Here is a 13,618-nt window from a genome sequence, read left to right on the forward strand (position 1 = left end):
CTGGCCCCTCGGACGGCGGGCGCGGGCCGGAGTGAGATCCTCTGCGTTGTCTAGCTGCTCCCCTCCGTCCGAGCAACGTGGGGCGGCGCGTGCCCGCCAATTTCCAAAGATGGGGCCCTGGAGGGGTCCGAGATTGCGGAGTGAGTGGATGATGTTGATCGAAGAGACCGCCATCGCGGATGCGGCGCTGCCGGTGGATCAGTTCAAGGCGCATCTGAGGTTGGGCACGGGCTTTGCCGAGGATGATGTGCAGAATGAAGTGTTGAAGGGGTTCCTGCGGGCCGCCATTGCGGCGATCGAGGCGCGCACTGGCACGGTTCTGATCACACGGGATTTCTCGTGGAGTTTGAACAGGTGGCGCGACCCGTCGGGCGAAGTGCTGCCTGTGGCCCCGGTGGTTTCAGTTCAGGCTGTGACGCTGACTGACAAGCAAGGAGCCGAAACAGTTGCAAACGCTGCGACCTATCGGCTGGAGCATGACAGCCAGCGGCCCCGGATACGCCCATTAGGATCCAGCCTGCCTGCCATCGAAACGGGTGGTTCCGTAAAGATCTCGTTTGTCGCGGGGATGGCGCAGGATTGGGGCGGGCTGCCTGCCGATCTTGGGCAAGCCGTGCTGCTGCTGGCGGCGCATTACTATGAATACCGGGATGAAACCTCGTTGGGCGCGGGTTGTATGCCCTTTGGTGTCACCAGCCTGATCCAGCGCTATCGCATGGTGCGTTTCGGGGCGGGGGTATCGCAATGAACACGCCGCATCTGAACCGTAAATTGGTGCTGGAGGCGCCAATGCGAACTGCTGATGGGGCGGGGGGCTATACTCAAACATGGGCTGCGATGGGGACACTGTGGGCCGAGGTGACGGCGCGCAGTGGGGCGGAACGGCAGATCGCCGGAGCGTCCGTGTCGCGTGTCGGGTACCGCATCGTGGTACGCGGTGCGCCCATGGGTTCTTCGATGCGCCCCGCGCCGGATCAGCGGTTTCGCGAGGGAAATCGCTGTTTCGTAATCCGCGCCGTGGCCGAGCGTGACCCGCGCGGCAAGTTCCTGACCTGTTTCGCAGATGAAGAGGTGGCGGCATGAGCTATGGCGTTTCCGCCGCATTGCAGGCGGCCGTGTATCAACAGCTTGCAGCGGACGCAGCAGTCAGCAGCCAATCGGGGGGCGCGATCTATGATGCCGTACCCGCGGGAACCGTGCCGCAGACCTATGTGACGCTGGGCCCCGAAGAGGTGCGTGACGCGTCGGACCGAACAGGCACGGGCGCGATACACCGCTTCACCGTTTCGGTGGTGTCCCAGGAGGCAGGGTTCGGTGCTGCCAAAACACTGGCCGGCGCGGTGTGTGACGCGCTGGAAAACGCGCCACTCAACCTGGTTCGCGGGCGTTTGGTGGGGCTGTGGTTCGAGCGGGCCTCGGCCCGACGCACCGGGACCGGCGGCACCATCCGCCAGATCGACCTGAAGTTCCGCGCTCGCGTGGAAGATGACTAAGCAATCAACGGAGAGAGCACATGGCTGCCCAGAACGGAAAAGACCTGTTGGTCAAAATGGATATGAACGGTACCGGCCTGTTCCAGACCATCGCGGGGCTGCGGGCCACGCGCATAAGTTTCAATGCTGAAAGTGTGGATGTCACCAGTCTGGAAAGCCAGGGTGGATGGCGCGAGCTTTTGTCCGGGGCGGGGGTCAAATCGGCTTCGATCTCTGGCTCTGGCGTGTTCAAGGATGCCGGCACGGATGAGCGTGCGCGGCAGTTGTTCTTTGATGGCGAAACTCCGGCCTTTCAGGTCATCATCCCTGATTTCGGGATTGTTGAAGGTCCGTTCCAGGTGACCAGCATCGAATATGCGGGCTCGCACAACGGTGAGGCGACCTATGAGATGAGCATGGCCAGTGCCGGTGCTCTGACCTTTACGGCGCTTTGATCCGATGGCCAATCCGTGGACAGGCGAGGTGGCGCTGACCATCGATGGCGAGCAGCGGGTGCTCAAACTGACGCTGGGTGCTTTGGCGGAGCTGGAGCAGGAGCTGAATGCTGGGTCGCTGGTTGAGCTGGTGCAGCGGTTCGAGGGCGGTGCGTATTCCAGTGCGGATGTTCTGGCGCTGATCGTTGCCGGTTTGCGGGGCGGTGGCTGGAACATTGCCCGGGCCGACCTGATGCACGCCGAGATTGAAGGCGGCCCCATGGCTGCCGCCAGAACCGCAGCCGAATTGTTGGCGCGCGCCTTCATGGTGCCGGAGGGCACATGAGCGGGTTCGACTGGCCTGCCCTTATGCGGGCCGGGTTTCTGGGGCTGCGACTGACGCCGGATCAATTCTGGCGTCTGACCCCGGCAGAGCTGCGGCTGATGCTGGGGCAGGGGTCCGGAGCGTCTGCAATGAACCGGGCGGGGTTGGATGCCTTGCTGGCGGCTTATCCGGACAAGACACAAGGAGAGCGTGATGACAGATCGTGACGGGTTTGATGACCTGCAAGAACGAGGCGAAGCGCTGGGCGATTCCCTCGGCGATGCTGCGACTATGGCGGCGGCGTTTGACAGCCAGATGAAGCGCATAAGCGCCGCATTTGAAGAAACCGGCAAGGATGTCGCCACGCTGGAGCGCGGCATGTCCAGCGGATTGCGCAAGGCCTTCGATGGTGTCGTTCTGGATGGGATGAGTCTTTCCGGTGCGCTGGATGTCCTGAAGAACTCCTTGATCCAAACGGCTTATGCGGCCGCGATCAAGCCGGTGACGGACCACTTTGGAGGAATGCTGGCCAACACGGTCGGCGGGTTGGTGAAGGGAATTCTGCCTTTTGCTGATGGCGGCAGCTTCAGCCAGGGCCGGGTGATGCCCTTCGCCAATGGCGGTGTGGTCAGCGGCCCGACAACGTTTCCCATGCGCGGAGGCACCGGGCTGATGGGAGAAGCCGGGCCCGAGGCGATCATGCCGCTTGCGCGCGGGGCCGATGGCAAGCTGGGTGTGCGCACGCAGGGCGCTGGGCGTGCCGTGAATGTGGTGATGAACATTTCAACACCGGACGTGCAAGGGTTCCGCCGGTCTCAGGGGCAGATAGCGGCCCAGATGAGCCGCGCGTTAGGGCGCGGCAATCGCAACAGATAAATCAGGGAGCAGCTGATGAATTTCCACGAGGTGAGATTTCCCGCCAGCCTGAGCTTTGGCTCGGTCGGCGGCCCGGAACGGCGCACGGACATCGTGACGCTGGCCAATGGTTTTGAAGAGCGCAACACGCCCTGGGCCCATTCGCGCCGCCGATATGATGCGGGGTTGGGGATGCGTTCGCTGGACGATATCGAGACATTGATTTCCTTCTTCGAAGCACGGCAGGGCCAGATGTTCGGCTTTCGCTGGAAAGACTGGTCGGATTTCAAATCCGGCAAGGCCTCGGCGGACACCAGTTTCGGAGATCAGGTGATCGCCAAAGGCGACGGAACACGCACCGAATTCCAGTTGATCAAGACCTACCAATCGGGCGGAGTAAGCTATGCGCGCCCCATCGTGAAACCGGTATTGGGGACGGTGCGTCTGGGGCTGGATCAGGATGAGGTCCGCGAGGGCGTGGATTTTGACGTTGATCTGACGACGGGCAAGGTCACGTTTGCGGACCCGCCGCCGGAAGAAGTCGATATCACCGCGGGTTTTGAATTTGATGTGCCGGTGCGTTTTGACACCGACAAAATCCAGACCAGTGTGGCAAGTTTCCAGGCCGGCGACGTACCGAACGTTCCAGTGGTCGAGGTGCGCATCTGATGGCTGAAGATATACAGGGCCTGCACGCGCATCTGCAAAGCGGGTTGACAACGGTCTGCCGCTGTTGGGCGATCAAACGCACGGACGGTCAGGAATACGGTTTCACCGACCACGACATGGAGCTGAGTTTTGACGGGTTGACCTTCAAGGCCAGCACCGGTCTGACGGCCGCTGCCATCGAGCAGGCTACGGGTCTGTCAATCGACAACACGGAAGCGATGGGCGCCCTGTCTGATGCGGCCATTCGCGACGAGGATATCGAAGCGGGGCGTTTTGACGGGGCCGAGGTGCGCGCCTGGTTGGTCAACTGGACAGATCTGGATCAACGCGTCCTTCAGTTCCGGGGTTCAATTGGTGAGTTGCGCCGCTCTGGCGGCGCGTTCCATGCGGAATTGCGTGGCCTGACCGACTTGCTGAACCGCCCTTTGGGGCGCGTTTACCAAAAGCCTTGCACGGCTGTGTTGGGGGATCGGGCCTGCCGGTTCAACACCGACACGCCGGGGTATTGGTTCGACGGTGTGATCTCGGGTTTCGATGGCGGCACCCTTCTGCATGTCGCAGGAGGCCAGACCATTGAAGAAGGCTGGTTCGAACGGGGGCGCGTGGATGTTTTGTCCGGTTCTGCCAAGGGGTTGTGGTCTTCGATCAAGAACGACAGGCAGACGGCAACCGGGCGGGAGATCACGCTTTGGTCCGGCTTCGGGGCAAGCCTGGCGATCGGCGACAGTGTGAAGCTGCGGGCAGGATGCGACAAGCGCATGGAAACCTGCCGGTTCAAGTTCAACAACTTTTTGAATTTTCAAGGGTTTCCAGATCTTCCGGGCGAAGACTGGGTCATGGCTGTTCCCAAGAAAAGCAAAGCCAATAGCGGAGGCAGCTTACGGTGACAATACGTAGAGAGGATATCGTGACAGAGGCGCGCGAATGGCTTGGAACGCCTTATGTGCATCAGGCCTCGGTCAAAGGTGCCGGTGCGGATTGTCTGGGCCTGTTGCGGGGCGTTTGGCGCGCCGTGATCGGGCGGGAACCTGAATCTGTTCCGGCCTACAGCATGGACTGGTCCGAACCGCAGGGTGAGGAACGGATGTGGGTGGCGGCCAGGCGGCATCTGGTCGAAAAACCAATAGGCAAGATGGCATCGGGGGACGTTCTGCTGTTTCGGATGCGCGACACAAGCGTCGCCAAACACCTGGGCATCGTCAGTACCACGCAACCCGAGCCGCGCTTTATTCACGCGTATTCCGGCCACGGCGTGGTGGAAAACGCACTGAGCAGGCCGTGGTACCGCCGTATCGTTTCCTGTTTCGAATTCCCGATGGAGATGCATTGATGGCCACTATTCTTCTTTCTGCAGCCGGGGCCGCGCTGGGCGGTTCGATAGGGGGCACGGTCGCGGGCCTTTCAACCGCAGTTATCGGTCGGGCCGTCGGTGCGACGGTCGGGCGGGTCCTTGACCAGAAGTTCTTTAACCAGTCCGTAATGGGCAGTGGCAGTGAAGTCGTCGAAACCGGCCGCATGGATCGGTTTCGGTTGACGGAAACCGGCGAAGGTGCGCCGGTGACCACCGTGTTTGGCCGTATGCGTGTGGGTGGTCAGGTCATTTGGGCTTCGGATTTTCTCGAGACCCAGACGACCACCACAGAGGGTGGTGGCGGGGGTGGCAAGGGGAAACCCAAGACCCCTGAGGTGACTACCGTCACGTACAGTTACTCGATTTCGCTGGCGATTGCGGTCGGCGCTGGTGAGATTGCCGATGTCGCGCGCATCTGGGCGGATGGAGAAGAACAAGATCGATCCAGCCTCAACATGCGGGTTTACCATGGTACGTGGGATCAGTTGCCAGACCCGCTGATCGAGGCGATTGAGGGCGCGGGAACAGTTCCAGCGTATCGCGGAACCGCCTATGTCGTGATCGAGGACTTCCCGCTCGGCGCTTTCGGCAACCGGGTGCCGCAGTTTTCATTCGAAGTTGTTCGCCCCACGCAGCGGGACATGCCCGATCATGACAGTGCATTGCCTCAGATCGTGCGCGGGGTCGCCATGATACCGGGGACCGGAGAATATGCTCTGGCCAGCTCTCAGGTGAATTATTCACAATCTGGTAAAAGCTGGCCTGCCAACGCACATTCCGCGTCCGGCACCTCGGATCTTGTCTCCTCGACCCGAGCGCTGGAAAGCGAGTTGCCCAATTGTGATGCCGCATCATTGGTGGTGTCGTGGTTCGGCGATGATCTGAGATGCGGGCAATGCGAAATTCGGCCCAAGATCGAACAGCGTGAGATCGACAGCAGCGATATGCCCTGGATCGTATCTGATCAGGCCCGAAGCGGCGCCGGGCTTGTGGTGCGACAGAACGGCCGCCCGGTCTATGGGGGGACTCCGGCGGATGCGGCCGTGGTCGAGGCGATCCGGCATCTGAACCAATCCGGCAAGCGGGTGATGTTTTACCCATTCATCCTGATGGAGCAATTGCCGGGGAATGGGCTGCCCGATCCCTGGTCGGATGCGTCAAGTCAGCCTCACCTGCCGTGGCGTGGGCGGATCACCCTGGATGTGGCGCCGGGGCGTCCGGGTTCTGTGGACCAGACGGCCGCGGCCGATGCACAGGTCGCCGCGTTCTTCGGAACAGCTCGAGCGCAGGATTTTGCGATCAACCAGGATACGAACGGATCGGGCGGCACCGGCGGTGGCTCGGGTGGTCCGGTCAGGCCCAGACCGGGTGGTCGGCCCGACGACAGAGGGGATACCGGTTTAACCTGGGTCTCCGGGGGCGGTACCTTTGACGGGCTGCTAGGGGACAGCGGAGTCACGGCCAAAGAAATCATCACATATTCCGGCCCTCAGGAATGGGGCCTGCGGCGTTTCATTCTGCACTATGCCATGCTGTGCAAGGCTGCTGGCGGAGTTTCGTCATTCTGCATCTCGTCCGAGATGCGTGGCCTGACCCAGATCAGGGGGGCTTCGGGCTTTCCGGCCGTTGCGCAGCTTTGCGCCTTGGCGGCCGAGGTCCGTCAGATTCTGGGGCCGGACACGAAAATCGGCTATGCAGCGGACTGGAGCGAGTATTTCGGATACCAGCCACAGGGCACCAGCGACAGGTATTTTCACCTCGACCCTCTTTGGGCGGACGACAACATCGATTTCATCGGCATCGACAACTACATGCCGTTGTCCGATTGGCGCGACGGTGAACACCATCTGGACGCCGAGGCCGGCGCGCCTTCGATATACGACCTGGGGTATCTTCGCAGCAATATCGAAGGCGGTGAAGGGTATGACTGGTATTACGCCTCTCCGGAAGAGGCGGAAGCGCAGATCAGGACTCCGATCGAGGATCAGGGGCATGACGAGCCGTGGATCTGGCGATACAAGGACCTGCGCAACTGGTGGTCGAATCCGCATCACGAACGGGTCGGAGGCGTGCGTCAACCCAACCCGACCGATTGGGTGCCCGGCTCGAAACCGATCTGGTTCACCGAGTTGGGGTGCGCGGCAATCGACAAAGGCACGAACCAGCCAAACAAATTCCTGGACCCGAAATCATCGGAATCGCTGTTGCCCGCGTATTCAAACGGGCTGCGCGACGACTTCATTCAGGTTCAGTATCTGACGGCGATGCTTGGCTATTGGAACGATCCGAAGGTCAATCCGACCTCGGACATCTACGGTGCGCCGATGCTGGACATGGCAAACGCGTATGTCTGGGCATGGGATACCCGTCCGTTTCCGACCTTTCCGAACCTGAAAAGCCAGTGGGACGATGGCGAGAACTATCCCAGAGGGCACTGGCTGAACGGTCGGTCCGGGTCTCGTACGTTGGCCTCCGTGGTGACCGAAATCTGCCACGGCGCAGGTGTCACGGATATAGACGTTTCTGGTCTGTACGGTGTGGTCCGCGGGTATGTCATCGAAGACGTGACGAACACCCGTTCCGCTTTGCAGCCGCTGATGCTGCGCTATGGGTTTGATGCGATCGAAAGGGACGGAGTGTTGAGGTTCCAGATGCGCGACGGGTATGGCGCAGTTGCCTTGAACCCCGATCATCTGGCGATCAGCAGCGATCTTGAAGGGACGGTCGAACACCGGCGTGAGGCCGAGGCCGAAATGACCGGGCGCGTTCGTCTGCGCTTTGTTCAGTCGGACGCGGATCATGATGTCGTCGCGGAAGAGGCGGTTTTGCCCGATGATCGCACCCATTCCGTATCGGTGAATGAGATGCCCCTGTCCATGACCCGCACCGAGGGGCGGCAAACAGCCGAACGCTGGTTGAGCGAAGCCAGAGTTTCCCGCGATACGGTTCGGTTTGCGCTTCCGCCGTCTCAAATGCACCTGGGGGCAGGGGATCTGGTTCGTTTGACAGACGCTGAAACCGGGCCGGTTTACCGGATTGACCGGTTGGAATCCGCTGACCTGCAACTGGTTGAAGCGGTCCGGATCGAACAGGGCGTGTACAAGGCGTCCGAATTGAATGACGACCCGGCAACGGTCAAACCCTATGCCGCGCCGGTCCCCGTTCTGCCGGTCTTTCTGGATCTGCCCTTGATCACGGGGGCCGAGGCCCCTCACGCGCCCTATCTGGCCGTTACCGGAGACCCATGGCCCGGGGCGGCAGCGGTCTATTCCTCGTCCAGCGACGATAGCTATCGCCTGAGCGACGTCATTGCCCAGCGGGCCGTGGTCGGCGTGACCGAAACACCGCTGAGACGCGCCAGTGTCGGTGTCTGGGATGAGGGCCCTGCCTTGAAGGTCAAACTGCTTGCAGGTCAGTTGGAATCCCGCCCGCGCAGCTCGGTGATGAATGGCGTCAATCTGGCTGCAATCGGTGACGGAACACCCGGTAACTGGGAAGTTTTTCAGTTCTCTGACGCGGCGCTCGAGGCCCCGGATGTATACGCATTGTCCGGGCGGCTCAGGGGTCAACTGGGAACAGACGCTTTGATGCCTGATGTATGGCCGGATGGATCAGTATTCGTTCTGCTCAATGACAGGGTGCAGCAGATCAGCCTGCTGCGAAACGAAAGACGTCTTGCCAAACACTATCGCATTGGGCCTGCGACCCGCGGCTATGATGATCCGTCCTATCAACACCTGATTGCCTCGTTTGCAGGCAACGGATTGCGCCCCTACGCGCCTGTGCACATGCGGGTTCGGTCTGGTGCCGCCGGGGATGAGCTTACGTGGATTCGACGTGCCCGAACGGATGCGGATGACTGGTCGGGGCTGGAGATCCCCCTGGGCGAAGAAAGCGAATCCTATCTGGTCCGTGTCATTGCGGGTGGAACCGTTCTGCGTGAAGAACTGACATCCCAACCAAGGTGGACCTATTCGACAGCCATGAAAGCGGCGGATGGTCTGTCTGGGGGCTATGAGGTCGAAGTGGCCCAGGTATCTGCTGTATTCGGACCGGGTGCTTGGTCGCGTCTTGCGGTTGGGCACGCTGCCTGATGCGGCCGGTTCTGCATGGGGATGTCAGTGCTGCGGCGCGCGCCTTGCTGGCCGTGCCGCAGCCGGACAGGGGGGCTTTGTGTGTGCGGATGATCCACGAGGCGGAATTGGCGGACAGGCATTTGGAGCGCACCGGCAAGCTCCACCCGGTTTACGGCAATGGTTCACTCATGGCCGTTGCGCGAAACAGGACACTGGCAGATGAACCCGGGTTTGACGATCTGCAATATTGTCAGTGTTTTGAGATGGTTCTGCACCAGCTTGCCAGATTTCAGGCTAGCCGGACGCGCAGCTGACGCATTTGCTGGCGGCCAGATCCAGAGTCAGCCGCCCATCCGGAATACGCTCGCCGCAGTCCTCGCAATATCCGAACTCGCTCGATTCAAGCCGTTCCAACGCGGCCAGGAGCCGGCGTGTTTCCACATCGCGATTGGCCTGCTGTGCCTTGGCCATGGCCTGGTTTTGCAGCGCATCCATGCGGCTCAGCCGTCCAACGGCCTGTTGATCCAGTTCGACTATGGCCTGAGCCTGCTGTCCCGAGGCTGACACCTCTTGCAATTCCGCCAATCGTTCGCGAATTCGTGTTTCGAAATGGGTGCGCTCTGACTCATTCATTTTCGTTACATGACCGATCATGGGTTTGCGTTTGGTCTTTTTGCCACTAAATGGCATTCTAGGCGCAGCAAAGGATCAAAGCCATGTTCGAAAAGCGCAGCCATGTGACACCGGTTGATCCGGTCTGGAACCGTATCACATCCGAGGCCCATGCGGCCGTCGAGAAAGAACCCCTCATGGGGGGACTCGTGCACGCCTGTATCCTGCATCACCGCAGCCTTGAACGCGCGCTTTCATATCGGGTGGCGGCCAAGCTGTGCTCGAACGAAATGTCGATGATGGTCCTGCGTGAAGTCGTGGATGAGGCATATGCCGACGATCCGGGTTTGCTCGAAGCCGCCCGCGCGGACCTTATGGCCGTTTACGAACGTGACCCGGCCTGTCATCGGTTGTTGCAGCCGATCCTTTATTTCAAAGGGTATCAGGCCATGCAGGCATATCGCGTGGCCCATTGGTTGTGGCGCAAGGGGCGCTATGATCTGGCCTATTTCTTCCAGATGCGCTCATCCGAGATTTTCGGGATCGACATTCACCCGGCAGCCAAAATCGGCAAGGGCATCATGATCGACCATGCCCATTCCATCGTGATTGGCGAGACGGCAGTGGTTGGCGACAACGTGTCGATGCTGCACTCGGTGACACTGGGCGGAACCGGCAAGGAAGAAGAAGACCGTCATCCAAAAATCGGAGACGGTGTTCTGATCGGCGCCGGGGCCAAGGTGCTGGGCAATATCACCATTGGCCATTGCAGCCGCATCGCGGCCGGTTCGGTGGTGCTGCAAGAGGTGCCGCCCTGCAAGACGGTCGCCGGTATCCCCGCCAAGATCGTTGGTGAAGCCGGGTGCGACCAGCCTTCGATCTCGATGGATCATATGCTGGGCAAGGATCAGTAACAGCTCAGCGAGAGCGGTTGGCGCGTTTGTCCAGCCGCTTCGCCGCCGTTCTTCCCGATTTTGTTTGCGAAGCTCTTGCCGTCTGGCCTGAGCGGCTTTCTGCTTGGCAATCGGTGCCCCGATCACGCAAGTTCAATTCAGCGCCAAGACTTGAGGCTGCCCGCGCCCCGGCTGTCCGGGGCACGGGCGTTATTCGGATCCTCAGGCCAGCATGACCATCGGGTTTTCCAGGTTGTCGACAATAGCCTTGAGCAGTTCTGCCCCCAACGCGCCGTCGATGACGCGGTGATCGACGGACATGGTAACAGACATTACGGTCGCCACCGTCAGTTCTCCATCATCCCCGACAACCGGCTTTTTCACGCCTGTACCCACCGCCAGAATACCGGCGTGAGGCGGGTTCACGATGGCGTCGAAATTGTCGATGCCGAACATACCCAGGTTCGAGATGGCAAACGTGCCCCCCTGGTATTCATGCGGTGCCAGCTTGCGCTCGCGGGCACGGGCGGCGAGGTCCTTCATCTCGGTCGACAGAGCAGACAGAGATTTCATGTCGGCGTCCTGAAGAACCGGGGTGAACAACCCGCCCTCGATCGCGACCGCGACGGCCACGTCCGATGGCTTGAGTTGCAGTACGCGGTCGCCCGCCCAGACGGCGTTGCAGGCCGGAACCTGCTGCAACGCGTTGGCGACGGCCTTGATGATGAAGTCGTTGACGCTCAGTTTCACGCCACGGCCTTCCAACTGCTTGTTCAACTGGCTGCGGAACTTCAGCAGTGCATCCAGCTTGATGTCGCGGCGCAGGTAGAAATGCGGGATGGTCTGTTTGGCCTCGCCCAGACGCGCAGCGATGGTTTTGCGCATGCCGTCGAGCTGAATCTCTTCGTATTCGCGACCCTCATACATCCGCGCGACCATATCCGCGGACGGTCCTGAGGCCGCCGCCGGCGCAGTCGCAGGTGCGGTTGCGGTGGCTGCCGGGGCAGGGGGCGTCGCAGTGGCCGTCGCGCCTTCGACATCCGCCTTGACGATGCGGCCATGCGGGCCAGAGCCTGTGATCTGTGCCAGATCGAGACCTTTCTGAGCGGCGATCCGTCGTGCCAGAGGAGAAGCAAAGATGCGACCGCCATCCGCCTTGACCGGAGCGGCCGGCGCGGGGGCAGGGGTGGGCGCCTCGGACGCCGCAGGTGCGGCGGCCTCGTTGCCCGCGTCGGCTGCGGAGGCAGCCTCGGGGGCCTTGGCCGGGGCCGCGGCGATGTCATCGGCGCTTTCGCCATCTTCCAGCAGCACGGCGATGGGGGTGTTCACCTTGACCCCTTCGGTGCCTTCAGGAACCAGGATCTTGCCGACGATGCCTTCATCGACGGCTTCGAACTCCATCGTGGCCTTGTCGGTTTCAATCTCGGCCAGCAGGTCGCCGGAGGAGACGGTGTCGCCTTCCTTGACCAGCCATTTTGCAAGCGTGCCTTCCTCCATGGTCGGTGAAAGGGCGGGCATCAGAATTTCGGTGGGCATCTGTCTGTCGCTCCTTACCGGTAGGTCACTTGTTTGACGGCTTCGATCACCTCGTCCGTAGTGATCAGCGCCAGCTTTTCGAGGTTTGCGGCGTAGGGCATCGGAACGTCCTTGCCGGTGCAGTTGATGACCGGCGCGTCGAGATAGTCGAACGCTTCTTGCATCACGACGGACGAGATGTAGCTGCCGACCGAGCCTTGCGGCCAACCTTCTTCCACAGTCACCAGACGGTTGGTCTTCATCACCGAGTTGATGATCGCGCCGGTATCCATCGGGCGGATGGTGCGCAGGTCGATGACCTCGGCGCTGATGCCCTCTTCGGCCAGCTTGTCTGCGGCTTCCAGCGCGTATTGCATGCCGATGCCAAAGCTGACGATGGTCACGTCCGAGCCTTCGCGCCAGATACGCGCCTTGCCCAGCGGGATGGTCAGGTCGTCTACCTGTGGCATGTCGAAGGAGCGACCGTAGAGGATCTCATTTTCCAGGAAGATCACCGGGTTTGGGTCGCGGATGGCTGATTTCAGCAATCCTTTGGCGTCAGCCGCCGAATAGGGCATGACGACTTTCAGGCCGGGGATCTGCATGTACCAGGCGGCATAGTCCTGGCTGTGCTGGGCCGCGACGCGGGCGGCGGCGCCGTTGGGACCGCGGAACACGATGGGGCAGCCCATCTGGCCACCGGACATATAAAGCGTCTTGGCGGCCGAGTTGATGATCTGGTCGATCGCCTGCATGGCGAAGTTGAACGTCATGAACTCGACGATCGGCTTCAGCCCGCCAAAGGCCGACCCCACGGCGATACCGGCGAAACCATGCTCGGTGATCGGTGTATCGATCACGCGCTTGGGCCCGAACTCGTCCAGAAGGCCCTGGGAAATCTTGTAGGCGCCCTGATACTCGGCGACTTCCTCGCCCATCAGATAGACGTCTTCGTCGTTGCGCATTTCTTCGGCCATCGCGTCACGCAGCGCTTCGCGAACGGTTTCGGATTTCATCTCGGCATCTGCGGGCCAGTCGGGCGAAAGATCCACCACCGGAGCGGCCGGGGCCGCAGCGGCAGGAGCGGGGGCCTCGACCGCCGCAGGGGCGGCTTCGGCCACCGCTGCGGCTGCGGGTGCAGCCGTGGGCAGGGCCGAGGCGTCTTCGCCTTCTTCGACCAGAACCGCAATCGGGGTGTTCACTTTGACCCCTTCGGTGCCTTCGGCGATCAGGATCTTGCCGACGATGCCCTCGTCGACAGCTTCAAATTCCATTGTCGCCTTGTCGGTCTCGATTTCGGCCAGGATGTCACCGCTGGAGACGGTGTCGCCTTCCTTGACCAGCCATTTGGCCAGCGTGCCCTCTTCCATCGTGGGTGAAAGGGCGGGCATGAGAATTTCGGTTGCCATGTCTTAT

General features: G+C 61.2%; 15 protein-coding genes and 2 pseudogenes. 14 read left to right on the plus strand and 3 right to left on the minus strand.

The window, feature by feature from the left end; all coding sequences use genetic code 11:
• Positions 1-148: 148 nt before the first annotated feature.
• The 13 genes and pseudogenes from AC2FFD_RS04010 (at position 149) to AC2FFD_RS04070 (ending at position 9,496) form a co-directional block, all read left to right on the plus strand.
• Positions 149-748, plus strand: a complete 600-nt coding sequence (locus AC2FFD_RS04010; protein WP_496872049.1) for a head-tail connector protein — start codon at positions 149-151, stop codon at positions 746-748.
• Complete coding sequence (locus AC2FFD_RS04015; RefSeq protein ID WP_170343935.1) at positions 745-1,083, plus strand: phage head closure protein; 339 nt, start codon at positions 745-747, stop codon at positions 1,081-1,083. Before AC2FFD_RS04010 ends, AC2FFD_RS04015 begins: the two co-directional genes overlap by 4 nt.
• Entirely contained in the window at positions 1,080-1,493 is a 414-nt protein-coding gene (locus tag AC2FFD_RS04020; protein ID WP_480684069.1) for a DUF3168 domain-containing protein, read from the plus strand. The genes AC2FFD_RS04015 and AC2FFD_RS04020 overlap by 4 nt, the downstream gene beginning before the upstream one ends.
• 20 nt (positions 1,494-1,513) lie before the next feature.
• Entirely contained in the window at positions 1,514-1,927 is a 414-nt protein-coding gene (locus AC2FFD_RS04025; protein ID WP_170343937.1) for a phage major tail protein, TP901-1 family, read from the plus strand.
• Positions 1,928-1,931: 4 nt separating this feature from the next.
• Positions 1,932-2,252, plus strand: a complete 321-nt coding sequence (locus tag AC2FFD_RS04030; protein WP_170343938.1) for a gene transfer agent family protein — start codon at positions 1,932-1,934, stop codon at positions 2,250-2,252.
• Positions 2,249-2,458 carry a rcc01693 family protein gene (locus AC2FFD_RS04035; protein WP_170343939.1) on the plus strand — a complete coding sequence of 70 codons (210 nt, stop codon included), beginning with the start codon at positions 2,249-2,251 and terminating at the stop codon, positions 2,456-2,458. Before AC2FFD_RS04030 ends, AC2FFD_RS04035 begins: the two co-directional genes overlap by 4 nt.
• Positions 2,445-3,107, plus strand: a complete 663-nt coding sequence (locus tag AC2FFD_RS04040; RefSeq protein ID WP_171204954.1) for an RcGTA-type gene transfer agent tail tape measure protein — start codon at positions 2,445-2,447, stop codon at positions 3,105-3,107. The genes AC2FFD_RS04035 and AC2FFD_RS04040 overlap by 14 nt, the downstream gene beginning before the upstream one ends.
• A 15-nt stretch (positions 3,108-3,122) precedes the next feature.
• Entirely contained in the window at positions 3,123-3,755 is a 633-nt protein-coding gene (locus AC2FFD_RS04045; RefSeq protein ID WP_170343941.1) for a DUF2460 domain-containing protein, read from the plus strand.
• On the plus strand, positions 3,755-4,642 hold the full coding sequence (locus AC2FFD_RS04050) for a phage/gene transfer agent baseplate hub protein (RefSeq protein WP_171614356.1): 888 nt from the start codon (positions 3,755-3,757) through the stop codon (positions 4,640-4,642). The genes AC2FFD_RS04045 and AC2FFD_RS04050 overlap by 1 nt, the downstream gene beginning before the upstream one ends.
• Positions 4,639-5,085: an NlpC/P60 family protein gene (locus tag AC2FFD_RS04055; protein WP_257598934.1), complete on the plus strand. Its 447-nt coding sequence runs from the start codon at positions 4,639-4,641 to the stop codon at positions 5,083-5,085. Before AC2FFD_RS04050 ends, AC2FFD_RS04055 begins: the two co-directional genes overlap by 4 nt.
• Positions 5,085-6,428: pseudogene (locus tag AC2FFD_RS04060) on the plus strand (baseplate multidomain protein megatron); the annotation flags it as partial. The gene AC2FFD_RS04055 and the pseudogene AC2FFD_RS04060, both read left to right, overlap by 1 nt.
• 150 nt (positions 6,429-6,578) lie before the next feature.
• A pseudogene (locus AC2FFD_RS04065) lies at positions 6,579-9,200 on the plus strand (baseplate multidomain protein megatron); the annotation flags it as partial.
• Positions 9,200-9,496, plus strand: a complete 297-nt coding sequence (locus AC2FFD_RS04070) for a DUF7742 family protein (RefSeq protein ID WP_425078449.1) — start codon at positions 9,200-9,202, stop codon at positions 9,494-9,496. The pseudogene AC2FFD_RS04065 and the gene AC2FFD_RS04070, both read left to right, overlap by 1 nt.
• Here the strand turns inward: AC2FFD_RS04070 and AC2FFD_RS04075 are convergent.
• A complete protein-coding gene (locus tag AC2FFD_RS04075; RefSeq protein WP_480684073.1) occupies positions 9,477-9,815 on the minus strand; it encodes a TraR/DksA family transcriptional regulator in 339 nt (112 codons plus the stop codon). The two genes, AC2FFD_RS04070 and AC2FFD_RS04075, sit on opposite strands and share 20 nt — an antisense overlap.
• A gap of 83 nt (positions 9,816-9,898) precedes the next feature.
• Between AC2FFD_RS04075 and cysE the strand changes: the two genes are divergently transcribed.
• The gene (gene cysE, locus AC2FFD_RS04080; RefSeq protein ID WP_170343946.1) at positions 9,899-10,708 is read left to right on the plus strand and encodes a serine O-acetyltransferase; all 810 of its coding nucleotides are present in this window, start codon (positions 9,899-9,901) and stop codon (positions 10,706-10,708) included.
• 201 nt (positions 10,709-10,909) lie between these two features.
• On the opposite strand, the gene AC2FFD_RS04085 is transcribed toward cysE, so the two are convergent.
• Both AC2FFD_RS04085 and AC2FFD_RS04090 read right to left on the minus strand, forming a co-directional pair.
• Entirely contained in the window at positions 10,910-12,223 is a 1,314-nt protein-coding gene (locus AC2FFD_RS04085) for a pyruvate dehydrogenase complex dihydrolipoamide acetyltransferase (RefSeq protein WP_496872052.1), read from the minus strand.
• Positions 12,224-12,237: 14 nt separating this feature from the next.
• Entirely contained in the window at positions 12,238-13,611 is a 1,374-nt protein-coding gene (locus AC2FFD_RS04090) for a pyruvate dehydrogenase complex E1 component subunit beta (RefSeq protein ID WP_170343948.1), read from the minus strand.
• Positions 13,612-13,618 lie beyond the last annotated feature (7 nt).

This window comes from Ruegeria sp. YTSC002 (genome assembly GCF_059609845.1).

Coding starts and splice junctions, on each gene's coding strand:
- AC2FFD_RS04010 (WP_496872049.1), top strand. CDS start 149: ATGATGTTGATCGAAGAGACCGCCATCGCGGATGCGGCGCTGCCGGTG.
- AC2FFD_RS04015 (WP_170343935.1), top strand. CDS start 745: ATGAACACGCCGCATCTGAACCGTAAATTGGTGCTGGAGGCGCCAATG.
- AC2FFD_RS04020 (WP_480684069.1), top strand. CDS start 1,080: ATGAGCTATGGCGTTTCCGCCGCATTGCAGGCGGCCGTGTATCAACAG.
- AC2FFD_RS04025 (WP_170343937.1), top strand. CDS start 1,514: ATGGCTGCCCAGAACGGAAAAGACCTGTTGGTCAAAATGGATATGAAC.
- AC2FFD_RS04030 (WP_170343938.1), top strand. CDS start 1,932: ATGGCCAATCCGTGGACAGGCGAGGTGGCGCTGACCATCGATGGCGAG.
- AC2FFD_RS04035 (WP_170343939.1), top strand. CDS start 2,249: ATGAGCGGGTTCGACTGGCCTGCCCTTATGCGGGCCGGGTTTCTGGGG.
- AC2FFD_RS04040 (WP_171204954.1), top strand. CDS start 2,445: ATGACAGATCGTGACGGGTTTGATGACCTGCAAGAACGAGGCGAAGCG.
- AC2FFD_RS04045 (WP_170343941.1), top strand. CDS start 3,123: ATGAATTTCCACGAGGTGAGATTTCCCGCCAGCCTGAGCTTTGGCTCG.
- AC2FFD_RS04050 (WP_171614356.1), top strand. CDS start 3,755: ATGGCTGAAGATATACAGGGCCTGCACGCGCATCTGCAAAGCGGGTTG.
- AC2FFD_RS04070 (WP_425078449.1), top strand. CDS start 9,200: ATGCGGCCGGTTCTGCATGGGGATGTCAGTGCTGCGGCGCGCGCCTTG.
- AC2FFD_RS04075 (WP_480684073.1), bottom strand. CDS start 9,815: ATGAATGAGTCAGAGCGCACCCATTTCGAAACACGAATTCGCGAACGA.
- cysE (WP_170343946.1), top strand. CDS start 9,899: ATGTTCGAAAAGCGCAGCCATGTGACACCGGTTGATCCGGTCTGGAAC.
- AC2FFD_RS04085 (WP_496872052.1), bottom strand. CDS start 12,223: ATGCCCACCGAAATTCTGATGCCCGCCCTTTCACCGACCATGGAGGAA.
- AC2FFD_RS04090 (WP_170343948.1), bottom strand. CDS start 13,611: ATGGCAACCGAAATTCTCATGCCCGCCCTTTCACCCACGATGGAAGAG.